The 22,787-nt window shown below is 51.7% G+C and carries 26 protein-coding genes and 1 tRNA gene; 13 read left to right on the forward strand and 14 right to left on the reverse strand.

Annotated elements, in window-relative coordinates:
• Positions 1–4 precede the first annotated feature (4 nt).
• The 11 genes from ACX4JR_RS03255 to ACX4JR_RS03305 all read right to left on the reverse strand — a co-directional run bounded on the left by ACX4JR_RS03255 (position 5) and on the right by ACX4JR_RS03305 (position 8,765).
• The gene (locus tag ACX4JR_RS03255) at positions 5–976 is read right to left on the reverse strand and encodes a type II secretion system F family protein (protein ID WP_476059623.1); all 972 of its coding nucleotides are present in this window, start codon (positions 974–976) and stop codon (positions 5–7) included.
• A 12-nt stretch (positions 977–988) separates the two neighbouring features.
• On the reverse strand, positions 989–2,344 hold the full coding sequence (locus tag ACX4JR_RS03260; protein ID WP_476059624.1) for a CpaF family protein: 1,356 nt from the start codon (positions 2,342–2,344) through the stop codon (positions 989–991).
• A 19-nt stretch (positions 2,345–2,363) separates the two neighbouring features.
• Positions 2,364–3,602 (reverse strand): CpaE/TadZ family protein, encoded by a 1,239-nt coding sequence (locus tag ACX4JR_RS03265; RefSeq protein ID WP_476059625.1) that lies wholly within the window; start codon positions 3,600–3,602, stop codon positions 2,364–2,366.
• Positions 3,603–3,622: 20 nt separating this feature from the next.
• Positions 3,623–4,318, reverse strand: a complete 696-nt coding sequence (gene cpaB, locus ACX4JR_RS03270; protein WP_476059626.1) for a Flp pilus assembly protein CpaB — start codon at positions 4,316–4,318, stop codon at positions 3,623–3,625.
• 13 nt (positions 4,319–4,331) lie between these two features.
• Entirely contained in the window at positions 4,332–5,279 is a 948-nt protein-coding gene (locus ACX4JR_RS03275) for a pilus assembly protein TadG-related protein (RefSeq protein WP_476059627.1), read from the reverse strand.
• Between the two features lie 11 nt (positions 5,280–5,290).
• Positions 5,291–5,692 carry a TadE/TadG family type IV pilus assembly protein gene (locus tag ACX4JR_RS03280; protein ID WP_476059628.1) on the reverse strand — a complete coding sequence of 134 codons (402 nt, stop codon included), beginning with the start codon at positions 5,690–5,692 and terminating at the stop codon, positions 5,291–5,293.
• A 56-nt stretch (positions 5,693–5,748) separates the two neighbouring features.
• A complete protein-coding gene (locus tag ACX4JR_RS03285) occupies positions 5,749–6,279 on the reverse strand; it encodes an A24 family peptidase (protein WP_476059629.1) in 531 nt (176 codons plus the stop codon).
• 85 nt (positions 6,280–6,364) lie between these two features.
• The gene (locus ACX4JR_RS03290) at positions 6,365–6,550 is read right to left on the reverse strand and encodes a Flp family type IVb pilin (RefSeq protein WP_476059630.1); all 186 of its coding nucleotides are present in this window, start codon (positions 6,548–6,550) and stop codon (positions 6,365–6,367) included.
• A gap of 30 nt (positions 6,551–6,580) precedes the next feature.
• Positions 6,581–6,742, reverse strand: a complete 162-nt coding sequence (locus tag ACX4JR_RS03295; RefSeq protein ID WP_476059631.1) for a Flp family type IVb pilin — start codon at positions 6,740–6,742, stop codon at positions 6,581–6,583.
• A gap of 182 nt (positions 6,743–6,924) precedes the next feature.
• Complete coding sequence (locus ACX4JR_RS03300; protein WP_476059632.1) at positions 6,925–7,578, reverse strand: response regulator; 654 nt, start codon at positions 7,576–7,578, stop codon at positions 6,925–6,927.
• A gap of 23 nt (positions 7,579–7,601) precedes the next feature.
• Positions 7,602–8,765 (reverse strand): sensor histidine kinase, encoded by a 1,164-nt coding sequence (locus ACX4JR_RS03305; RefSeq protein ID WP_476059633.1) that lies wholly within the window; start codon positions 8,763–8,765, stop codon positions 7,602–7,604.
• 182 nt (positions 8,766–8,947) lie between these two features.
• Between ACX4JR_RS03305 and ACX4JR_RS03310 the strand changes: the two genes are divergently transcribed.
• The gene (locus ACX4JR_RS03310; RefSeq protein ID WP_476059634.1) at positions 8,948–9,832 is read left to right on the forward strand and encodes a radical SAM protein; all 885 of its coding nucleotides are present in this window, start codon (positions 8,948–8,950) and stop codon (positions 9,830–9,832) included.
• A 30-nt stretch (positions 9,833–9,862) separates the two neighbouring features.
• On the opposite strand, the gene ACX4JR_RS03315 is transcribed toward ACX4JR_RS03310, so the two are convergent.
• Positions 9,863–10,711 carry a L,D-transpeptidase family protein gene (locus tag ACX4JR_RS03315; protein ID WP_476059635.1) on the reverse strand — a complete coding sequence of 283 codons (849 nt, stop codon included), beginning with the start codon at positions 10,709–10,711 and terminating at the stop codon, positions 9,863–9,865.
• A 100-nt stretch (positions 10,712–10,811) separates the two neighbouring features.
• On the opposite strand from ACX4JR_RS03315, the gene hflX reads away from it, so the two are divergent.
• The 3 genes from hflX (at position 10,812) to ACX4JR_RS03330 (ending at position 12,720) form a co-directional block, all read left to right on the forward strand.
• A complete protein-coding gene (hflX, locus tag ACX4JR_RS03320; RefSeq protein ID WP_476059636.1) occupies positions 10,812–12,095 on the forward strand; it encodes a GTPase HflX in 1,284 nt (427 codons plus the stop codon).
• Between the two features lie 84 nt (positions 12,096–12,179).
• Positions 12,180–12,407 carry a hypothetical protein gene (locus tag ACX4JR_RS03325; protein ID WP_476059637.1) on the forward strand — a complete coding sequence of 76 codons (228 nt, stop codon included), beginning with the start codon at positions 12,180–12,182 and terminating at the stop codon, positions 12,405–12,407.
• 22 nt (positions 12,408–12,429) lie between these two features.
• A complete protein-coding gene (locus tag ACX4JR_RS03330) occupies positions 12,430–12,720 on the forward strand; it encodes a spore coat protein (RefSeq protein ID WP_476059638.1) in 291 nt (96 codons plus the stop codon).
• A 52-nt stretch (positions 12,721–12,772) separates the two neighbouring features.
• Here ACX4JR_RS03330 and ACX4JR_RS03335 read toward each other — a convergent pair whose 3' ends face one another.
• On the reverse strand, positions 12,773–13,927 hold the full coding sequence (locus ACX4JR_RS03335; protein ID WP_476059639.1) for an NAD(P)/FAD-dependent oxidoreductase: 1,155 nt from the start codon (positions 13,925–13,927) through the stop codon (positions 12,773–12,775).
• A 127-nt stretch (positions 13,928–14,054) separates the two neighbouring features.
• Here ACX4JR_RS03335 and ACX4JR_RS03340 point away from each other — a divergent pair, with 127 nt between their 5' ends.
• The gene (locus ACX4JR_RS03340) at positions 14,055–14,210 is read left to right on the forward strand and encodes a hypothetical protein (RefSeq protein ID WP_476059640.1); all 156 of its coding nucleotides are present in this window, start codon (positions 14,055–14,057) and stop codon (positions 14,208–14,210) included.
• A gap of 123 nt (positions 14,211–14,333) precedes the next feature.
• The gene (gene hslO, locus ACX4JR_RS03345) at positions 14,334–15,221 is read left to right on the forward strand and encodes an Hsp33 family molecular chaperone HslO (protein ID WP_476059641.1); all 888 of its coding nucleotides are present in this window, start codon (positions 14,334–14,336) and stop codon (positions 15,219–15,221) included.
• A gap of 10 nt (positions 15,222–15,231) precedes the next feature.
• On the opposite strand, the gene ACX4JR_RS03350 is transcribed toward hslO, so the two are convergent.
• Positions 15,232–15,933: a DUF554 domain-containing protein gene (locus tag ACX4JR_RS03350; protein WP_476059642.1), complete on the reverse strand. Its 702-nt coding sequence runs from the start codon at positions 15,931–15,933 to the stop codon at positions 15,232–15,234.
• Positions 15,934–16,128: 195 nt separating this feature from the next.
• On the opposite strand from ACX4JR_RS03350, the gene nadD reads away from it, so the two are divergent.
• The 7 genes from nadD to leuS all read left to right on the forward strand — a co-directional run bounded on the left by nadD (position 16,129) and on the right by leuS (position 22,746).
• Positions 16,129–16,761, forward strand: coding sequence for a nicotinate-nucleotide adenylyltransferase (gene nadD, locus ACX4JR_RS03355; RefSeq protein WP_476059643.1), 633 nt, complete (start codon positions 16,129–16,131; stop codon positions 16,759–16,761).
• Between the two features lie 60 nt (positions 16,762–16,821).
• Entirely contained in the window at positions 16,822–17,385 is a 564-nt protein-coding gene (yqeK, locus tag ACX4JR_RS03360) for a bis(5'-nucleosyl)-tetraphosphatase (symmetrical) YqeK (RefSeq protein WP_476059644.1), read from the forward strand.
• Positions 17,386–17,458: 73 nt separating this feature from the next.
• Complete coding sequence (rsfS, locus tag ACX4JR_RS03365) at positions 17,459–17,815, forward strand: ribosome silencing factor (RefSeq protein WP_476059645.1); 357 nt, start codon at positions 17,459–17,461, stop codon at positions 17,813–17,815.
• 87 nt (positions 17,816–17,902) lie between these two features.
• Positions 17,903–18,067 (forward strand): hypothetical protein, encoded by a 165-nt coding sequence (locus ACX4JR_RS03370; RefSeq protein WP_476059646.1) that lies wholly within the window; start codon positions 17,903–17,905, stop codon positions 18,065–18,067.
• Positions 18,058–18,133 (forward strand) — tRNA-Ala (locus tag ACX4JR_RS03375). Before ACX4JR_RS03370 ends, ACX4JR_RS03375 begins: the two co-directional genes overlap by 10 nt.
• Positions 18,134–18,285: 152 nt before the next feature.
• Positions 18,286–19,974 (forward strand): AMP-binding protein, encoded by a 1,689-nt coding sequence (locus ACX4JR_RS03380; protein ID WP_476059647.1) that lies wholly within the window; start codon positions 18,286–18,288, stop codon positions 19,972–19,974.
• 294 nt (positions 19,975–20,268) lie between these two features.
• Positions 20,269–22,746, forward strand: coding sequence for a leucine--tRNA ligase (gene leuS, locus ACX4JR_RS03385; protein ID WP_476059648.1), 2,478 nt, complete (start codon positions 20,269–20,271; stop codon positions 22,744–22,746).
• Positions 22,747–22,787 lie beyond the last annotated feature (41 nt).

Consider the following 22,787-nt stretch of genomic DNA (forward strand, 5'->3'; position numbering starts at 1 on the left):
CCCCTTAAACTTCAATATTAACTATTTTCTTAATTAAAAGGATGCCCAGCAGCTCGCCGAAAATGGCGGCTAAAAGCAAGAGCTTACCTATTTCCGAGGTAAAAAGGGTCATTATATATTCGGGATTTAATATAAACATCATTGCTGCCAGGATTATCGGCAAAAGGCCGATAATAAGGCCGGATATGCGGCCCTGGGCAGTAATGGTTTTAATTTCCCCCTTGATGCGGATGCGCTCGCGGATTGTATTTCCGATATTATCCAGTATTTCGGCCAGGTTACCGCCTACCTGGCGCTGGATAAGTACAGCCGTTACCACCAGCTCCATGTCCTCGCTGTTTACCCGGGATACCAGGTTTTGCAAGGCCTCTTCCACAGGAGTGCCCAGGTTTATCTCCCGAAAAGCGCGGGAAAATTCCTTCCGAATGGGGTCGGGGAGCTCCCGGCGTACCATATCCATGGATTGCAAAAAGCTGAAGCCCGAGCGCAAAGAGTTGGCCATGATGGCCAGCGCATCACCTATTTGGGCGTTAAAGGCGGTCAGCCTGCGGGCACGGGCCGTGCGCACCAGCAAAAAGGGAAGCATTGACGCGGCAGTGGAGGCAACCAGGCCTGTTTTCAGGTCCATGGTAAGCGCTGTGAAAAATGCGCCGGCTGTTATGCCGGATACAGCTATAATAACTACAAATTCCTCTCCCTTGAGGGGTACGTCTGCCTCAGAAAGCTGTTTTTCCACCAGCTGGCCCAGGCGGCGGGCCAAAAACACCTGGCTGGCCGAGGTAAGCAGGCGGCGCCAGAGCTCCTCCTTATCTTTATTTAGATGTAACTTACTTAATTTTTCCTTGAATTGCCTGGCACTAAAGCGCTGCATGCGCAGGGTCACCAGCTGTTCTTCGGCGGCCTTTAACTGTTGAATGCCCGGTACCAGTAATACTGCAGAAATAAATACCAGGACGGCAATGGTTTTCGGTTCCACCGGGGCCACCTCCTAAAAAACGGACGGCTCAAATACTTCCGGCGGCAGCTTGAACCCCGCAGCTTCTATGCGGTCGATAAATTTGGGTCTGATACCCGTGGCCTGGAATTCTCCCACCACCGTACCGTCGGAATTTACTCCCCGCTGGCGGAAGTAGAATAAGTCCTGCAGGATAATTACGTCACCTTCCATGCCTTGAACTTCGGTGATATGGGTAATCTTGCGGGAACCATCTCGCAGCCTGCTCTGGTGGATTATAAGGTCTATGGCCGACGATATTTGCTCCCGGATGGCCCGGATGGGAAGATCCATTCCCGCCATCAGTACCATGGTTTCCAGGCGGGAAAGCAAGTCCCGGGGAGAATTGGCGTGCCCGGTGGTTAGGGAGCCGTCATGCCCCGTGTTCATGGCCTGGAGCATGTCCAGGGCCTCTCCGCTGCGCACCTCGCCCACCACGATACGGTCCGGGCGCATGCGCAGGGCGTTTCGCACCAAGTCGCGAATGGTAATTTCACCTTTCCCTTCAATATTAGGGGGGCGGCTTTCCAGGGTGAGTACATGTTCCTGGCGCAGCTGGAGTTCTGCCGCATCTTCAATGGTTATAATTCGCTCGTGGGCGGGAATGAAAGAAGAAAGGACGTTCAGCGTGGTGGTTTTACCGCTGCCTGTTCCCCCGGAAACTATTATATTCAGGCGGGATTTTACACAGGCTTCCAGAAATCGGGCCATCTGTTCAGTCAAAGTGCCGAACCGTATAAGGTCTTCCACCTGGAAAGGATCCCGGGAAAATTTTCTGATTGTTATTGTGGGCCCGTGCAGGGCCAGGGGCGGTATGATAGCGTTTACCCTGGATCCGTCAGGCAGCCGGGCGTCCACCATGGGCATGCTTTCATCTATGCGCCGGCCTAAAGGCGCCACGATTCGCTCTATAATATGCATTACATGGTCATCATCTTTGAAGCGCACGTTGGTTTTGACCAGGCGTCCCTTCTTTTCCACATAAACCTGGTAGGGGCCGTTAACCATTATTTCGGTTATTTCTGGGTCGTTCAAAAGAGGGGTGATGGGCCCGAAGCCGGTAATTTCATCTACCAGTTCCTTCGCCAGGCGCAGGCGTTCCAGGCGGGGGATATGCGTGCCTTCCTGTTCCGAAAGGATTTCTTCCGCCAGCTGTTCTATGCGCCGGGCCAGGGTTTCGTTGTCTTCCTTATCCTCGGCAGGCATATCCTTGAGTTTGGCCACCACTTCTTTGTGCAGCCGGGATTTAATTTGTTCATAAGGGTCCTGCCGGGGAGGGGGCACTTCCTTTTCGGTTTCCCGGGCTCCGTTTGCCGCCTTTTTGGCTTCCAGCCGCTCAAGTAAAGACATTTTTAATTCTCACCCCCAACTAGAAGCTGAAAATTCTGCTTATCAATGATTTTTTTGGTGCTTCTTCTTCCGGTTCCGGCATATCCTCAGGGGCGGCCAAATTTAACGCGGTTACCATTTCCCGCACCGAGAGGGCCACCCGGCTGCCGGTCCGGGCCATAACAAAGGGGAGCCCTTTATTGATGGCGTCTCTAACGGTTTTGCGGTCTTCGGGAATTATTGCGGACAGGCCGGTGCTCAGGCTTTTTTCCAGGTCCGGAGTTTTGATTCCTGACTCGCTGCTGTACTGGTTCAGTACCACCCGCACCCGGGGGGCGTAGTTTAAGGTATTTAATATTTCCAGGGCGGTTGTGGTTTGTTTTAGGCTGGTCAGTTCCTGGGTCAGCACCAGTATTACCTGGTCGCTGGCCTCCAGTACTCCCAGATTGATATCGCTGTAAAAGGGTGCGGTATCCACTACTACGTAATCGAAATTATCTTTCAGCAGTTGCAGGACTTGCTCCACGTGTTCGGGCCGGACCAGCTCGGCCTGCTCGGGGCCGGTGGGGGCGGCCAGCAGCTTGGTGCCCGAAAGGTGGGGGATTAAAAAGGAATCCAGGAGCCCGAAATCAATGTTATCCTGTTCCTGCACCAGGTCGGCAATGGTGCCCTTGACGTCTATGTTCAAAAGAACCGCTATATCCCCGGCAGTCAAATCCAGGTCCACAAGTGCCACATTTTTCTTAGTTTCCTGGGAGAGGCAAACTGCCAGGTTGGTAGCCAAAGTGGTTTTGCCCGTTCCCCCTTTGGTGGAAAAGAATGTTATTACCCGCCCCCGCTGCTTACGGTAGGCCGCATCCTTCAGTTCCTGCTGAGGCATTTTTAAGTATGTGCTGCGTTTTTGGTGGGTCTCGTATACCTTACGAATGGTTTCGGCCAGTTCGCTTGCGGAAAAGGGCTTGACCAGAAATTCCCGGGCCCCGGCGTTCATGGCTTTTCTGAGGTATTCGTGCTCTCCCTGAATGGAGATTATGATAATGGCGCATTCCGGTATCTCCATGGATATGGCTTCAGTGGCGCTTATGCCGTCCAGGCGGGGCATATTGATGTCCATGAGGATTATGTCGGGGCGGAGTTCCCTGCTCATGGCAATGGCTTCCTCGCCGTCTCCGGCCTCACCTACCACTTCTATATCTTCTTCAAAGTACAGAAGCCTTTTGATGTCTTCCCGGGTGTTAGCTATATCGTCCGCTATCAATACGGTAATGGAAGTGGACAATTTAAACACCTCGTCTTTCTTTAACGTATAAGCTCTTTTAGCCTGGTGGAGGGCAGCCCGGCAGCCCTGTCATCCTCCGGTGAGCGCAGCAGCAGTCGTACCGATCCCGTTTCGCTGGCCAGGATGAGCTGCTGGGCCTGGGCGGGGCTCACCATAAGGGTCGCCGTTTCCGGACTCGATTTTTTCCCGGCGTTGCCGGGACCGATAGTTTTATTTACAGCCAGCACCGGCACGTTGTAAAGTATGGTGCTGGTTACCGGGCCTCCCTCCGTATCCAGGGTAACCGCTACGTCCACCCTGTCCCCGGGGGTTACCATTCCCGCCAGGGCGGACACCTGGTCTACGGCTATGGTGACGGCCCGCTGGCCCGGGGTGATTTTAGCCGGCAGGCCGCCGGCCGGGTCGTTTTTATCTATGAGTTTGTCCCGGAGAATTTGTTCACCGGGGAAAATGTCGCTGCGGGCAAGTTTGCCCACCGCGTCTCTGGCACTGACCACTGAGCCGGGGAGTATGTATTTTGCCGGCATATCCACAAATTTTAGCATTTGTTCTGTAATGGGGGTTTTAGCGGGTATGTGTGTGGCCGCCACTGCTACTTTTGCGAAATTGCCGGATTCCCGGTAGGTTTCCTTTAAATTTTCCAGGTACTTATAGGTTCCAAGGGCGGCCATCAGGGCAAAAATGACGGCCAGGAGTAGGATTAGCCTGTTTTTCATGGTGTCGTCTCCTTTACTCTACCAGTCTGGTGGCGTGGAGGCCGTAGTCCGGGGCGTCAGGGTCTATATCGTATGAGACATCCGGGGGAGGGGCCATTTGCAGGAAAGTTCCGGTGACCGTGGACTCATTTCCCCGGCCTTCCACGCCTTCCAGTAGGAAGGCGCCGAATCCTACAATGCGCACGTCGTCCCGGCCCTGTTCCAGGGTACTGGGATCAAAGATGGGTACAATTATGACCCGCGGGCAGTCCGGCCTGTAATTTTCCGGGGTGCAGTTATGGGTGCACTGGTTCAGAAGATAGGTTACTCCGTCGTAGGTGGGCCCGGACATGTTGCCAGGTTCGGTTTCCACCCAGTCGCCGATGGTTATGATACCGTCGTAGCCGTATTTTAAGTTGTTCTTATAATTGTTAGCTCCTTTCCCTCCCAGGGCCAGGGCCCCAAAGTTGCCGTGAATTCTAAAGCCGTCATCTACGCTTTGGCCGGCGCCTTCCTTAAGCACGTATTGTTTATCGTAAACCAGTTCCTGCTCCGGGACGGCAAAGGGGGCTACGCCGCTGGCCGAGGAAACAGCGCCGTATTCAGCCGTTGCAGCGGCGCTTACCGTTCGGGAAGTAAAGCCCAGCACCCGGGCGAAGGTGTATTCTACGTTGCGGCTTGCCCGGACGGTAATTCTCTTGTTATCGCTGCTTACCGTTATTTCCGCTTCTGCAGGGTCAACGTTGTTCCTTTGCAGGTACTCTTTGGCCACGTTTTCCGGGTCCCCGTCCGGCAGTTCCCGGGCCGCGGCCAGGGCCGCGGCATCGCAGGCATTAATTAACCGGCTCCGGGTCAGGTACAGCGAGCCCACATCCACCACCAGGGCGGTAAATCCCAGTATAACCGTCATGGCCACTGCCACCAGCAGCAGGGCCAGCCCTTTTTCTTCTGCATAAATTTTACTTAGTTTTTTGCAAATCATTGCCGGTTTCCTTACTCCACCCGCATGGTGCTGGAAGCGGATATGGGCACCGGGTTGGGCAGAATATCGGCCAGCACCGGGGTGAAAAGTTCTACCTCGTACTCTACGGTAACGGTGAGGGGAATCCCGGTGGTGAGGTTGTCAGAGGGGTTTACGTCAATGTCCTCCATCTTAAGGTCTATTCCGGGTGCGGCATCAAGAACCTTTTGCTTTATCTGTTCAACGTCCTTGCTTATTATTCCGAACCGGGCTCCTTCCCGGGCTGCGTGGGTGATTACCAGGTAAGAGTGGAAAATACGCCCGAATTCCAGGATGCCGAAAAGGATTGCGATCAGTACGGGCAAAACCAGGGCCAGTTCCACCAGGGATTGGCCCCGGTTGGATTTTTTCAATTTGCTAAGGAATTGGAACATGGTACTTTCACCTCAATTTGGGGGAATTTTTCCACCTTACCTTTAACAAGAAGGACTTATCTTGGAAAATTTCCCCCCAAAAGGTAGGCAACCACCGTTCCTGCGGTTATAGCCGCCCCGTAGGGGAAGGCCAGTGCATTCTGTCCTTCCAGGCTGCCGAACATGTTGACCCGGGGTGCCGCGCCGAAGAAGGAAAGGGAGGTGTACCATACCGCCCTCAGGCTTAGCAGCAGCCGCCCGTTTTTGATGAGTATGGCCAGGGCCAGCAATCCCCCGGCCAGGGCGGCTGCCAGGAAGGTGAGCCAGGCAAATGCCGGTCCCCCGCAGGCCCCGATGAAGCCCAGGAGCTTTACGTCCCCGGCCCCCATGCCCCCCAGGGCAAAGGGGATGATTAAAAGGCCCATACCCAGTAGCAATCCCTTTACGCTCCACCACAGCTCCGGGGGACCGCCTGCGTAGAGGTGATAGGCCAGGGCCAGCCCGGTGGCCGGGAGAACCACTCCGTTGTAGATTTTGTTATACCGCAGGTCGGTGTAGAGGGAGAGGGCTGTGACAGAAAGGAGTAGTATGTCCAAGATCACGGTCATCAGTCCCTTCGGTTTTATAAAACAACCCTACTTAAATGGGGGTTAAGTAGGGTTGGAAGGGTTATAATTAAAAGTACCTAAGCTATTATTGTGCATTAGGGTCTGTGCCTTCAAGCCCGGTTTCAACATTTCCAAACAAGGTATCAAGTTTGCCTTGCATTGCGATGAGAGCACCAATTAACGCTACCGCTACTAAGGCTAAGATCAACCCGTACTCTACCATACCTTGCCCCTCTTCTTCTTTCCACAACCTTTTCAGCAAATCCATCATTTTGCAAAACCCACCTTTCTTAAAATTTTATTACAATTCTCCGGTAACCCGTTCCAGGGGTACTTTAATACTTTCTCCCAGCAATCTCAGCCCGCTTATACAAACCAAAGCAACAAATAAAAGTATCAGTGCATATTCCAACATTCCCTGCCCGCTTTCCTCGTGCCACAGTCTCAGAACCTCCGTCGGCAACCACCTCCGGTTATTCCTCTTAATCCGTTCTGTTGTGGTTTTTAGCTTAACATTTTTCTGCATTCTTAGCATGAATCTCCAGTATGGTTTTTTAAGGATAAGCTTCCTGAAAATTTTGGGACCGCGGTACTATCTGGTTTAAAAATAAAAAAGGCCCGCTTCCACGCAAAAAGCGGGCCTTTTCATATTTTCACTATTTTATTTTTGATGGCGTACAGGGCGGCCTGGGTCCTGTCGGTTACGTTAAGTTTCTGAAATATATTGGTCAGGTGGTTTTTTACCGTTTTTTCGCTGATAAACAGCTTTTCGGCAATGGATTTATTGTTTTCGCCCTGGGCCACCAGCTGCAGCACTTCCAGTTCCCTTTTGGTGAGCCCGTGGGATTCGTTTCCGGGGGTGGAGGAGAGGCGGCTGAATTCCTGGAAAACCCGGGTCATAAGCCTGGGCGGAATGAAGGATTCCCCCCGGGCGACGCCCAGCACCGTCCGGATTAGCTGGTCGGGGCTGACGTCTTTTAACAGGTAGGCCGATATCCCGGACCGGATCATTTCAAAGAGGTATTCCTCGTCCTCGTGGATGGTCAGGGCAATGACCTGGGTGCGGGGCGATTTTTCCTTGATTATCCTGCATGCTTCAATGCCGTTCATTTCCGGCATGTTTATGTCCATGAGGACCACGTCCGCCCCTTTCTCCAGGACGGCCTCAACCGCCTGTTTTCCATTTTCCGCCTCACCCACCAGCGATATGGAAGGTTCCAGGGAAAGTATGCGTCTTAAGCCTTCGCGAATTAACGCATGGTCGTCCGCTACCAAAACCTTTGTTTTTTTTCCGGTCATAGGCAAACCCCTTTGTTTTGAATTTATTCTTCCCTGGGCGGGTTGTCAAACCATTCGTTGACGGGAATGGAGAGGCTTACGGTTGTACCGCTGCCGGGGGCGCTCTGTATGTCGATTTTTCCGTTTAAAAGGCCGGCCCTCTCCCTCATGTTAACCAGCCCGTATCCTTCCATTCCCGCATCTTTTTGAACGGCCTTTACGTCAAATCCTTTCCCGTCATCACGAACCGTTACATTTATCCTGTCGTCCAGCATTTCAACTTTTACGGTTGCGTGTTTGGCCCGGGCGTGCTTGTGGATGTTATTAAGGCATTCTTGAATTATGCGGAATACGGCCACCTCGACTGCCGCCGGCATGCGCTTGTTCCTGCCCAGGCATACCAGCTCGGTTTCTATGTTGTTTTGTTTCCTGTACTCTTCCAGGTAGCGCTTTAAAGTGGCTATCAATCCCAGATCGTCCAGTGCCATGGGGCGCAGGTCGAATATAATTTTTCGAACATCCTGCAGGCTTCGCCGCACCAGTTCCTGCAGTGCTTTCAGCTCGTCCCGAACCTTACCGGGATCAACTTCCAGCAGCTTAAGACAAAATTCAGCCCGCATGACTATATTGGCGAGAAGCTGGGCCGGGCCGTCGTGAATTTCCCGGGCCACCCTTTTTCTCTCTTCTTCCTGGGCCCGTATGATGTTAACGCCCATCTGGTGCATTTGCTGCAGCTCGTTTATTTTTTGAGATGCCGACTGGAGGCTGTTGCTCAGGTAGTTAAATACCGCTCCCAGGTGGGACATCAAATTTTCCGCTTTTTGCAATGTTTCCCGCAGTTGTTTGACAGTGCGCTCCAGCTGGTCCCGCCTGAAGCGGGCCATCATTTCCCGGTGCCGCCAGTCATTTAACAAAAGCTGCAGCCGCTGTGCCTCTTTATAGGCGGCCTTTATGTCAGTTTCGGTAAACCGTGAAAAATTGCGGCTTACCTCCATTAACCGGATTCTGGCTTTTTTTTCCTTTTTTTCCAGCAGGTCTACGTGCTTAATTATTTTGGTAACTTCCTTTTTGGCGATTTCCAATTCTTTGCTTGCCTGCAGGTACTCTTCACGGGTATTTTCCGCAATGTCATACAGCTGTCTTTTACTTTCTTCCAGGGCTTTAAGGGTGTCGTTAATTATTTTGTCCAGTGCTTTAACGTCGATCATTTTGTGCACCCCTGAATTTATAGTAATTAATAACTATTCGTTATCAAAGAAGGCATTTCCTGTCTGGCTGCGGGATATGGTTTTAAAAAAGTCAAGTTATGTGAAATTTTAAGCCTTATTCACTTAATAATACGGGATATAATTATAGTGCAAGTAAACATTTGGCAGGCGGGAGGGGAATTATGGGAATAAGGCTTTCGGTGGATGAGCTCAGGGAAAGGGCCGGGAAGGCACTCGCCATGCTCCGGGAGTGTAACATTTGCGGTCGAGACTGCCGGGTTGACCGCACGGGGGGAACCGGCTTTTGCCGGGCCCCCGGAAAGGCGGTGGTGAGCAGTTACGGGCCCCATTTCGGCGAAGAAGACGTCCTGGTGGGGGCCCGCGGCTCGGGAACCGTCTTTTTTGCCCACTGCAATTTGGCCTGTGTATTTTGCCAGAACTGCGAAATCAGTCAATATGACGAGGGGAGGGAGGTCAGCGCCCGGGAACTGGCGGACATTATGCTTGAACTTCAGGATATGGGCTGCCATAACGTCAATCTGGTTTCTCCCACACACTTTGTCCCGCAAATACTGGAGGCGCTGGTACCGGCGGTGGAGGACGGCCTGAAAATACCCCTGGTCTACAATACCGGCGGGTACGATGCCCTGCATACTTTGCAATTACTCGACGGCATTATAGATATTTACATGCCCGATATTAAGTTTGGCTCCAATGAGATGGGTAAGAAGTACTCGAGGGTGCCCCGTTATTTTGACGTGGCCCGGGTGGCGGTGCGGGAAATGCACCGGCAGGTGGGAGACTTAGTTGTAGACGAGCGGGGCATTGCGGTCCGGGGGCTGCTGGTAAGGCACCTGGTAATGCCCGGAGGCATTTCCGGCACCCGGGAGGTTATGGAATTCCTGGCCCGGGAAATTTCTCCCGATACCTATGTAAATATAATGGCCCAATATTACCCCGCTTACAAGGCCCGGGAATATCCTGAAATAAACCGCCGCATTACCCGGGAAGAATTTAACGAGGCGCTGGAAATCGCCCGGGAGGCGGGCTTGAGAAGAATTGAATAAAAAAAGTTCCACCTCTTACGGAGATGGAACTTAAGAATTATCACTATTATGCAGTACCACTTCCCTGTTTTTTTCGTTCCACCTAGCGGTTATCCCCGGCAGGAGATTGAAAAATTCCAGCGGCAGGTAAAGGCCGCTTTCTTTAAGTACCGCGCCGGCGGGCAGCCTGTAAAACCGGCCGCCGGTGACGACGGAGTCCCCTTCAGCGTCAATATATGTTTTTTCTTTCCCTTTTTTTATTTCAATTATGTTATATTCGTAGTGCCACATTATTTGGTAGCCCAGCTTTTCGGCAGCAGGCCGCAAGGGTATATAAATATGTTTTTCCTTCTCTTTCGGCTGCTGGTTGCGAGGTAGAGATATAATTTTACTTCCTGCCAGCATTTTTATGGGACGTGGTTCGGCCTCTTTTGGGGCGGGCATTAAGGGTATGTTATTAATGGTTACCGGGGTTCCTACGGGCACCCTGTCAAACAGCCAAATAATGTCCTTGTTATACATGCGTATGCACCCGCCCGAGGCATAGGTGCCGATGGAGGAGGGGTTGTTGGTGCCGTGTATCCCGTATGTGCCTCCTCCCCCCAGGCTTAAACCCAGCCAGCGCGGGCCCAGTGGGTTGCGGGGACTTCCTCCGGAAATTTTGCCCCGGGCATAATAGGGGTTTATCAGTTTGCAAACTATGGTAAATGTGCCTTCAGGGGTAAGAGACCGGTGCCTGCCGGTGGCAACGGGGAAAATGCGAACCAGGGTGCCGTCTTTATAAAGGGCCAGCCTGTTGCTGGCTTTGCTGATGGTTATGGAGTACCCGGCCCGGGCGCTGCCGCAAAGGGAAAGGGCGAATAATAGTGCCAGAGATAAAATCAAGCCCTTCTTTTTCAATTAGTTAGCACCTCTCGGTTACAGGAATAACCGTTACTAAATAATATTTGGGCAGGGCGAAAATGATGACGGTTAGCCCAATGCAGCCAGGCCTAAAAGGATGTGGCAGGGGGGCAAATGTGTGGAAATACAGGGAAGCAATGCCGCTGAAAGAGCCGTTTTAATAGGCATAGACCTTCCGGATACGGACAGCCGCCTGGTGGAGGATTCATTGGAGGAATTAGCCAGGCTGGCGGAAACAGCCGGGGCCTTTGTTGTTGACGTGCAGGTGCAGAGGAGAAAAAAGCCCCACCCCGCCACTTTAATAGGCAGGGGAAAGGCGGAAGAACTGAAAAAAATCTGCCGTGAACTGGATGCCGACCTTATTATTTGCGACCGGGAAATATCCCCGGCCCAGGCCAATAACCTTGAAGATATTACCGGAGTCAGGGTAATAGACCGCACCCAGTTAATACTGGATATTTTTGCCCGGCGGGCCCGCACCAGGGAAGGAAAATTACAGGTGGAACTGGCCCAGCTGGAATATATGCTTCCCCGCCTGGTGGGTACGGGAACCCAGCTTTCCCGCCTCGGCGGGGGAATAGGCACCCGGGGGCCGGGGGAAACCAAGCTGGAAATTGACAGGCGGCGGATAAGAAAGCGCATAGCGGATTTAAGAAGAGAAATAGCTGAGATAAGGCGCCACCGGGAGCTTTTGCGCCGGGGGCGCAAGGAAATTCCGCTTCCGCTGGTATCCCTGGTGGGATATACCAATGCCGGGAAATCCACCCTTTTAAATGCTTTGACCGGTGCAGGGGTGCTTGCGGAAGACAAACTCTTTGCCACTTTGGATCCTACCACCAGAAAGGTCAGGCTTCCTAATAACCAGGAAGTTCTCTTTACCGATACGGTGGGTTTCATCCGCAATTTGCCCCACCACCTGGTGGCTGCTTTCAGGGCCACCCTGGAAGAGGTTACGGAGGCGGACCTGCTCTTGCACGTGGTGGATGCCAGTCATCCCGGCTACCCGGAGCAAATGGAGGCGGTGAGCTCGGTGCTGCATTCGCTGGAAGCGGGCCACAAGCCCGTAATAACGGTTTTTAACAAAATGGATAAAGTTAAGGACCTGTTCCTTTTGCCGGATCCGGCAGTGCCCTGGGTGGCCGTTTCTGCCCGGACCGGTGAGGGATTGGACCGGCTGCTTCTGGCTGTGGAGGAAGCACTTTCCAAGGAGAGGGTGCGGGTAAAATTTGAAATTCCCTATGAAAAGAGCAACCTGCTGAACATCATTTACCGAAGGGGACAGGTTCTGCACCGGGAACACGGCCCCGATGGGATGCGCTTGGAAGTGGAAATGGACAGGATATGGGCCGGGAGGGTGAAAGCAAAGTTGGAGGGAGATTAGGTTATTTTTACCACGGGGATTCCTTACATAAAAAGTATTGGCCGGTAAAAACTAGTGTATGTAATCATACAAGGAGGTGATTTCATGCACCAGGGCCGGATAACGGAAATGGAGATGCTTACCATTCGGGAGCAGCTGATGGCCGAGGAGCTTTGTGCAAGGAAAGTGCAAATGTACATGAACCAGACGCGGGACCCGGCTATCCAGGGGCTGCTGCGGGAGATGGCCGATAAGGGACAGCGGCACATAAGTACCTTAAACAATATGTTGCACCAGGAAACTGCACCGGGCGGCTATATGCCCAGGCAGTAATTGTTAAAGGAGGTGTGCACGAATGCAGTTAAGCGAAAGGGATATTTTAACCGACCTGCTTATGGGTACTAAATATATTTCCAGTAATTATCACACCGGTGTTTTGGAGGCCGCCAACGACCGCATAAGAAATGCATTTATCCAGCTTAATAATGATGAACTTAATTTCCAAAAGCGAATATTCGATATTATGCACGACCGGGGCTGGTATCATGTAGAGCCTGCCCGCATGGCCGCCCCGCCGCCCCGGCCTACCACTGTGGGACAAATGGCGGTGCGGGAAGATTTCCGCGTGGAGCAGAGGCCGTACTAACAGAGAAGGAGGCAGTCCCTCTTTATTTAAAGGGACTGTCCCCTTTTGTTTTTTAGAAAATCATATTTTCTTCGGTCCCGGTCTCGCTGTCAAACCTGTCTGGAGACAAGGGGGACGTATCCACCAGGCCGGTTTTTCCGTTAATTATCAGCTCCGCGGCAATAAGCCCGATGGCCGGGGCGTGCATGAAACCCTGCCCTCCGAACCCCCCGGCCAGGAAGAACCCGGGACGCTTCTTGCTCTCCCCCAGTATGCCGTGGTAATCCGGGGTTATGGAACGTATCCCCACATAAGCTTTATTTAATTCTGCCCTTTCCAGGGCGGGGATTCTGTGTACCGCCGTTTCGATGAAACTGTCCAGGCAGGACCAGTCCACGGCAGTACTGTAGCCCGGTGCGGTATTCCTGTCGGTACCTCCCAGCAGTAGAGTACCGTTTTTCTCCACATGTATATAGAAACCGGTGTCCATGTCCACCACCAGGGGAATTTGCCGGGGTATCTCATCCATGGGCGAACAAACGTATACCTGCCGGCGGAAGGGCTTTGAGGGCAATTCGAGCTTGGCCAGGGAAGCTATTTGCGAAAACCAGGGTCCCGCGGCATTGACAATAACCGGTGCCAGCAATTCACCCCGGGGTGTTTTTATCCCCCGCACCCTTTCCTCTTCCAACAGAATTTTTTCCACCGGCTCATTCAGCCGGACTTCTACTCCCAGCTTTCTGGCCTGGCTGTCATACCCTTGCACCACGTTGCCGGGGTCGGCGTAGGCGTCCAGGGGACAAAAGGTTGCCCCCAAAAGGTCTTGTGTATTTATAAAGGGGTATGATTTTTTTACCTTTTCGGGCATCAGAAAAGAAGCCGGGACATCGAGTTCCTCCATGATTTTCAGCATTTTGTTAAATTCCGCTAACTGTTCCTGCTTTCCGGTACACAGCAGGTAACCCCTTTGCCGGAAGAAAATGGGCACACCCATTTGGGAGTTGAACTCCTTAAAAAAAGGGATGCTTATTTTAGTTAGCTGGACATTTACCTTACTGGCAAACTGGTGGCGAATTCCCCCGGTGCACCGGGCGGTGGAGCCCATTCCGGGAAGTTGTTCCTTTTCTATAACGGTAATTTTCATGTCCGGGCTCTTGCGGGCCAGGTTGTAGGCAATACTCAGCCCTATAACCCCGGCGCCGATAATAATTACGTCGGCATTATTCATTAAATATCACTCCCGGTTAATTTTTTCCCCGCCGGCAGTTTGAATCCTTCTTTTAGATAAAAAGGTTTTATCCCTCCGGTGCAGAATATTTGTCAGGGGCAGCCCGGGGGCTGTACTGTCCCAGATAATGAGAGGGTTTGCAGACCTCCTTAAAGGAGAGAAAACTGCCCGGGCCGGAGATGCGGCCCGGGCTTTGAGGCTGGCTTCCAATGCGGCCGCCAGCCAGCAAAAGGAATTTGTGGAAAGCCGGGCAAGGGATTACGGCACTGAACTTGAATATTGAACAAATTTTTAATATCCTATTTGACAAACTTTATTTTGACATACTAAAAGTGTTATGAAGGTAAAAGAAGAAAAATAAAAAAACGTATTTGGGTGCCTTATTTGATGAAAAGGCGGGGTGTGTATGCAGGATTGTTTAGTACGGGCCGTCGGCAGGGGCGAGCCGGTAAGAATAGTGGCAGTAACCTCCACGGGGGTAGTGGAAGAGGCCCGGCGGAGGCACGGTACCTCTCCGGTGGCATCAGCCGCCTTGGGCCGGGTTTTAACGGCCGGGCTGATGCTGGCCACTGAAATAAAGGGACGGGATATCCTTACCATTCGTGTTCTGGGTGACGGCCCCCTGGGGGGCATAGTTGTGTCTGCTGACGGGAACGGTAAAGTTCGGGGCTACGTGCAAAACCCGGCGGTCGACCTGCCCCGGGAAAAAGAGGGCAAGCTTCCCGTAGGAGCGGCTGTGGGTAAGGGTATGCTGTATGTATCAAAAGACCTGGGCTTAAGGGAGCCCTTCGTGGGCAGCTGTGAGCTGGTATCCGGCGAAATCGGCGAGGACATTGCCTATTACCTGTATACCTCTGAACAAATTCCGTCGGCCGTGGCCCTGGGGGTTCTGGCGGGGCCCGGCGGGCACATCCGGGCCGCGGGGGGCCTGATGGTTCAGGTGCTGGGCGATGTTGACGATGAAACCAGGGAAAGATTATCCCGACGGTTTACCGGCCTGGGGACCGTCAGCAATCTTATTGACCAGGGATATAAGCCGGAAGATTTAATCAAGGAACTGCAGTTTGAATATGAAATCTTGAGCAGCTATCCCGTATCCTTTGAGTGCAAGTGCGACAAGCATAAAGTGGAAGAGGCCTTATTCAGCCTCGGTGCCAAGGAACTTGAGGATATGCTGGTCAAAGAAGGGCGGGCGGAAGTGAAATGTCATTTCTGCGGGGAAAGCTATCTCTTTGGCCGGGAAGAAATAACAAAGCTGCTGGAAGAAATGAAAGAACAAAAGGGTATCTCTTAAAAGGCGCCTTTTAAAAAAACCTTTCCAGGGCGATTACAAAGACAGCGGCGAAAAGAATGGCCGGCAAAAGGTTGCCCACGCGGATTTTAGCCAGTTCCAAAATATTTAACCCTATACCCAGTATCAACAAACCGCCGGTGGCCGTCAGCTCCGCTATAACCCGGTCGCTGAGGTAAGTGGACGCCGCGGATGCTGCCAGGGTAATACCTCCTTGATACAGCAGCACGGGCACGCTGGAAAATATCACTCCGATGCCCATGGTGGATGCGAATACCACCGAAGCAATGCCGTCCAGCACGGACTTGGCAAAAAGAATCTTGGGCTGCCCGGTGAGCCCGTCTTCTATGGAGCCCATTACCGCCATTGCCCCCACGCAAAAAACTATGCTGGCCATCACAAAGGCCCGGGCCATATTTTGCTCCCCGCTGCCTGGTACTTTCTTTGCCGCTTTTTCCTCTATCCACCGGCCCAGGTTATCCAGCCGTTCCTCAATCCGGGCCAGTTCCCCCACGATACCCCCGACGGCCAGGCTGGAAATGACGATAAGCACATTTTCAGTTTTAAATGCCATTTGCAGTCCCAGCAGTATTACCGAAAGGCCCAGCCCCTGGGAGAGAGTCCTTTTAATATTATCCGAAATGCCCCTGGTTAAAAATGCCCCCACCAAACTACCTGCACAAATTGCTGCCACATTTACCAGTGTTCCGGTCACTAAACCCGCTCCTTCTTGTCCGGCATATTATTTTCCAAAACATTTTTATTATATATCATTTCAACCTGATAACTAACTAAAAAATTTTGTTTATTTAACAATTTTAAGATTACAAATTAATTGTTAACAAAACAATTTCCATACTGTAAAATTAGACGAGAATGTTGCAGATTATAAACAGTGGGGGAAAACAGCATGGAATCGTGGATGCAGGCTAAGGACATAAAGAGACTGGCCATTATGGGGGGGACCTTTGACCCCATTCATTACGGCCACCTGGTGGCCGCGGAAGGGGCCAGATATGAGTTTCAGCTGGACCGGGTTGTATTTGTCCCGGCCGCAAGGCCTCCCCACAAAACCGGCAAGGAAATGACCCACCCCCATCACCGCCTGGCAATGGTGGAAAGGGCGGTACATTCCAATGATCACTTTGAAGTTTCGGCCCTGGAAATCGAGCGTGAAGGAGTTTCTTACACCATTGATACTGTTCGGGCGGTACGTGAAATCCATCCCGGGGCAAGTATTTATTTTATTACCGGCGCAGATGCGGTTTTAGAGATACTTACCTGGAAAAACGTGGAGGAGCTTTTAAGCATTTGTAAATTTATTGCGGCCACCCGTCCCGGTTATAACTTAGAAAATTTGGAGCATACTTTAAGTTCCCTTCCCAAGAAGTATTTGAACAATATATATACCATGGAGGTTCCGGCACTGGCCATATCTTCAACTGACATCCGAATACGGGTGTCACAGGGAAGGCCAATCAAATATCTTTTGCCTGAGCCGGTGGAAAAGTATATTTATAAGAAGGGACTTTACAGGGGTTAAACTGTTTGTATTACAGGGGGATTTATTGTACAGGGGGAATAACCGCTTTTGGAGGACAAAATGATAAAAAAGCTGTCCGGGCTTATCAGCAATTTTCGCTTGGAGCACTCGGTGGGAACCATGGAAATAGCGGTTAAACTTGCGGACAGGTATGGTCTGGGGAAAGAACAAGCTTCTTTGGCCGCCCTTCTGCATGACTGTGCCCGGGAAATGGGCGACGAAGAATTATTAAGCATTGCCGCCGAAGAAGGTTTGCCTGTGGGTGAAATGGAAAAACTGTTGCCCGTTTTTTTACACGGGCCGGTGGGGGCGGTTATCGCCCGGAAAAAATTCGGTGTTACCGATTCGAAGATTCTAAGGGCCATATCGTTACATACCACGGGGACAAGTAAAATGGAGATGCTGGATAAAATAATTTTTGTGGCTGACAAAGTGGAGCCGGGCAGGCGTTACTCCGGAGTAGAAAAACTGCGGGAGCTGGCATTCATTGATTTAAATGAATGTCTTCTTGCCTGCCTGGACCGGAGTATTGAATTTTCTCTGGGGAAAAGAGCTCTGCTGCACCCGGAAATATGCAGCGCGAGAAACGGGGTGCTGGGGGAAATTCTAAAGGCCTGTCCTTAATTTTCCGGAAGGAACTTTCCAGTTTGGAAAGAATATAATAATACCACGTTAAATATCTAAGGAGGAGTGTTGATTGGTTTTAGATCCACAGGCTGTGGCCCGCATTGCCGTTGAGGCTGCCGAGGAAAAAAAGGCTTATGATATTACGGTGTTGGACATCGGAAGTGTTTCCATCATTGCCGACTATTTTGTAGTTTTAAACGGGAGGTCTTCAACCCATACCAAATCCATCGCTGAAGAAATTGAAGATAAGCTGGAGCAGGCAGGAATAACTCCGTACCGCAAAGAAGGATATCGCGAGGGACGGTGGATATTACTGGATTACGGCGATGTGGTAGTCCACGTTTTTCAGGAAGAAGAGCGCCAGTTTTATAACCTGGAACGCCTGTGGGGGGATGCCCGGGTTGTGGGTGTACCCATGCACGGATAAATTTATTTGCCAGCCGGTGTTGACAACGGACCGAACATAGTTTATAATACAGTTCAGCTGCAAGGGCAAAAGTAAAAATGAAAGACGATGAAGGGGAGTAGTAAACAACATAGCTGTCAGAGAGCCGCCGGTTGGTGCGAGGCGGTCAGCAAAGTTGTTGAACTCGCCCCGGAGTTGCCTGGGGGAATTGATTACTCCAGGACGGCAGAGGGCCGTTATTCCGTCAAGTGGGTAAAGGTTGTGGGGATGTAGCTCAGCTGGGAGAGCGCCTGAATGGCATTCAGGAGGTCACGGGTTCGAGTCCCGTCATCTCCACCAATTAGTCTTTACCAATTAGGGTGGTACCGCGGGAGAAACCTCTCGTCCCTTGGGGACGAGAGGTTTTTTATTACTTTCACCTACCTGGGATGGTGGTGTTGCCAGGGTAATTTTGTATTTTGATTAATTTAGTAAGTTAATATTTTAAAACGATGAAGAATAAATCCAGGGAGGTAACGACCTTGAAATCTTTTGGCCGGATAACCATAGGGGAGTTGCTGGATGAGGCTGTGGCCAGGTATCCGGATAATGAGGCCCTGGTATACCATGAACTGGGCCTTCGCTACACATACAGGGAATTTCAGCGGGAGTGCGAGAGGGTGGCCAAGGGACTCATGGCCCTTGGCATTAAGCGGGGCGAACATGTACTGGTGTGGGCGACAAATGTACCGGAATGGGTCATTCTTCAATTTGCCATGGCCAAAATGGGAGCGGTTTTGGTAACGGCCAATACCCACTACAAGGCTTTTGAAATAGAATACTTGCTTAAACAGTCGGATGCCACCACGTTATTGTTTACAGAAGGGACCAAAGAAAATAATTTTATAGAAATGATTTATGAAATATGTCCCGAGCTCAAGAGCTGTATGCCTGGCCGGCTGAATAGTCAGAAGTTGCCCATGTTAAAGAATGTTCTGTTTATTGGCAAGGAAAGATATCCGGGAATGTTTACCTGGCAGGATTTATTGAAGATGGGTGAGGCCGTTTCCGATAAGGAACTGCGGGCCCGCCAGTCCTCTCTGGATGCGGATGATGTAATAAATATGCAATATACTTCGGGTACTACCGGCTTTCCCAAGGGAGTAATGCTTACCCACTATAACCTGGTGGGTAACGCCATCAGTATTGGCCGGTGCATGAATTTTGGGCCCGAGGACCGCTTGTGTATACCCGTACCTTTATTCCATTGCTTTGGCTGCGTTTTGGGTACATTGACCTGCGTTGCCTGGGGGGCCACCATGCTGCCCTTGATTTCCTTCAACCCCGTCAAAGTGCTTGAAACGGTGGAGGCGGAGCGCTGTACAGCGCTGCACGGGGTGCCGACCATGTTTATTACCGAGCTGGAGGTTTTAGAAAAGCAGCATTTCGATACTTCATCCCTGAGAACGGGTATTATGGCCGGTGCGCCGTGCCCCATTGAAGTTATGAAGGCAGTGGTGGAGCGCATGGGGATGCGGGAGATAGTAATAACTTACGGCCAAACTGAGGCCGCACCGGGTATTACCATGACCCGTACCCAGGATTCCCTGGACATAAGGGTGAGCACTGTCGGGCGGGCTTTGCCGGGTATTGAAGTAAAAATAGTTGACCCGGAAACGGGCGAAGAACTTCCCCGGGGTAAGCAGGGCGAGATTTGCGCCAGGGGTTACAATGTTATGAAGGGATATTATAAGATGCCCGAGGCCACTGCTGCCGCAATTGATGCTGAGGGCTGGCTGCATACGGGTGATTTGGGCATCATGGATGAGAACGGTTATGTTAGAATAACCGGGCGTATTAAAGATATGATCATCCGGGGCGGGGAAAACATTTACCCGCGGGAAATTGAAGAATTTTTGTATACCCATCCCAAGGTTAAGGATGTTCAGGTGGTGGGTGTGCCCAGTGAGAAATACGGGGAAGAGGTAATGGCCTTCATCCAGCTGAAAGAGGGAGAGAAGGCTACCCCGGAAGAAATCAAGGAATTTTGCCAGGGTAAAATTGCCCGCTACAAGATTCCCAAGTATGTTGAATTCGTGTCGAAGTATCCAACCACTGCCAACGGTAAGGTGCAGAAATTTAAGCTCAGGGAAATGGCCATAAGGAAGCTGGGCCTGGAACACCTGGTAGAAACGGCGTAAATCAAATGTACTTACCGGATGCGGAGCTCCTAGTACAACAGGTTTCACCTAGCCGCTTCAGGGGTCCGCATCCTTCGTATTTTTTTGTTTTCTTGCCTTTTATGACATTTTATGATAAGTTTAAAGAGTTGTAATATCGGGTGAGCACGGTAATATGACCGTGTGTTTACTACTTTTTGGGGGAAATATACTATCGCGGTGAAGCTTGCAGCCGTATTAGACTATATAAGTAGCTCATGGTAGAAGAAGGAGGTGTCCAGCCGGTTTTCTTTTTTAAGGGAACCGGGGAGGAGCGTGAAAGAACGGTACGACTTCAAAGAAATTGAAGAGAAATGGCAGGCCCGCTGGGAAGCGGAGGATATTTATTCCGTACCTGATTTCAGTGACAAGCCGAAGTACTATTGCTTGGAAATGTTCCCGTATCCCTCCGGGAAATTACATATGGGCCACGTGCGCAATTATTCCATAGGCGACGTGGTGGCGCGCTTTAAAACCATGCAGGGATACCACGTCCTGCACCCCATGGGCTGGGATGCATTCGGCTTGCCGGCTGAGAATGCTGCCATCAAGCACGGTGTGCACCCGGCAAGCTGGACCTGGGAAAATATCGATACCATGCGGAAGCAGCTAAAACAGCTGGGCATAAGCTATGACTGGAAGCGGGAGTTGGCCACCTGTCACCCCGGCTACTATAAGTGGACCCAGTGGTTGTTCCTGCAGCTCTATAAGCACGGGCTGGCTTACAAAAAGAAGGCGGCCGTAAACTGGTGCCCTTCATGTGCCACGGTGCTGGCCAACGAGCAGGTTAAGGAAGGTCTTTGCGAGCGCTGCAGCAGCAGCGTGGAAAGGCGAGAGCTGGAGCAGTGGTTTTTTAGAATTACCCGCTATGCGGACCGCCTGCTGGCCGACCTGGAGAAGCTGAAGGGCTGGCCGGAAAAAGTAAAAATAATGCAGGAAAATTGGATAGGGCGCAGTGAAGGTGCCGAGATAGTTTTCCGGGCGGAGACCGGTGATGATATTACGGTCTTTACCACCCGTCCTGATACCATTTACGGTGTTACATATATGGTTCTGGCGCCCGAGCATCCCCTGATGGAAAAATTAATTCAGGGCAGGCCGGAGGCGGAAGCGGTCCGGGCGTTTGTAAAAAAAGTGCGTAATATGAGTGAATTGGCCCGCACATCAGCGGAAACCGAAAAGGAAGGCCTGTTTACCGGAGCATATTGCATTAACCCGGTGAACGGCGAAAAGGTGCCCATTCTGGTCGGTAACTACGTGCTTATGGAATACGGAACCGGGGCGGTTATGGGTGTGCCCGCCCATGACCAGCGGGACTTTGAATTTGCTCGCAAGTATAATTTGCCCATACGGGTGGTTATTCAGCCTCCGGGGCAGGAGCTGGATTCCGAAACCATGACCGGGGCCTACACCGAAGACGGTGTGATGGTGAATTCGGGGCCCTTTGACGGTACCCCCAACAGAGAAGGAATTAGGGCGGTTATCAAATACCTGGAGGAAAAAGGCTGGGGTAAGGAGCAGGTAAATTACCGCCTGCGGGACTGGCTGATCTCCCGCCAGCGTTACTGGGGTGCCCCGATCCCCATTGTTTATTGCGATAAGTGTGGTATTGTGCCGGTTCCTGAGGAGGACCTTCCGGTGATGTTGCCCGTGGACGTCACTTTCAAGCAGACCGGGAGAAATCCCCTGCTGGATTGTGAGGAATTTGTAAATACTACCTGTCCCGAGTGTGGGGGGCATGCCCGGCGGGAAACCGACACCATGGATACCTTCATGTGTTCTTCCTGGTATTATTACCGCTATACCAGCCCCAGGGATGAAGAAAGTGCCTGGGACAGAGAGCGGGTGGAATACTGGCTGCCCGTTGACCAGTACATCGGGGGAGTGGAGCATGCCATCCTGCACCTCCTGTATAGCCGGTTCTTTACCAAGGCCTTCTATGATATGGGTTACCTGAAGAATGACGAGCCCTTTACAAATCTTCTCACCCAGGGCATGGTGCTCAAGGACGGGGCCAAAATGAGCAAGTCCAAGGGCAATGTGGTAAGCCCCGAGGATATTGTGGCCACTTACGGAGCCGATACGGCAAGGCTTTTTATCCTTTTTGCTTCACCTCCCGAGCGGGACCTGGAATGGAGCGACCAGGGGGTGGAGGGGTGCTACCGCTTCTTGAACCGGGTGTGGCGCCTGGTGGCCTCGGTGCACCGGTCAATTAAGGATGCCCCTTCCGTGCCCCGGGGTGAACTGGTTGGGGTAAACCGGGAAATGCGCCGGATTACCCACCAAACTATTAAAAAAGTTACCGAAGATATTTCCCAGCGGTTCAACTTTAATACCGCGGTAAGTGCCATAATGGAGCTGGTCAATGCCCTGTATCAATACAAGGAGGTTCCGGAAACCGACCGTGACCCCGCGGTATTGCGGGAAAGTGTCGAGATGCTGCTGCTGCTGCTGGCACCCTTTGCCCCCCACATTACTGAGGAATTGTGGGAGGCCATCGGCCACACGGAAAGTATCCACAGGCAATCCTGGCCGGATTATGACCGGAAGGCCATTGTGGAGGACGAAATAACTATTGTGGTTCAGATTAACGGTAAGGTCAGGGACAGAGTGGTGGTCCCGGCTGATATTACCCCCGAGGCCATGAAGGAGACAGTGCTGGCCCAGCCCAGGGTGCAGGAATTGACAAAGGGGAAAAATGTGGTGAAAGTAGTTACTGTACCTAAAAAGCTGGTAAACATAGTGGTGAAGTAACGGCAAAGCCGCCCTTTCAAAGGGCGGCTTTATTATGGGGG

It is taken from the genome of Desulfofundulus sp. JL263-se (genome assembly GCF_056316025.1).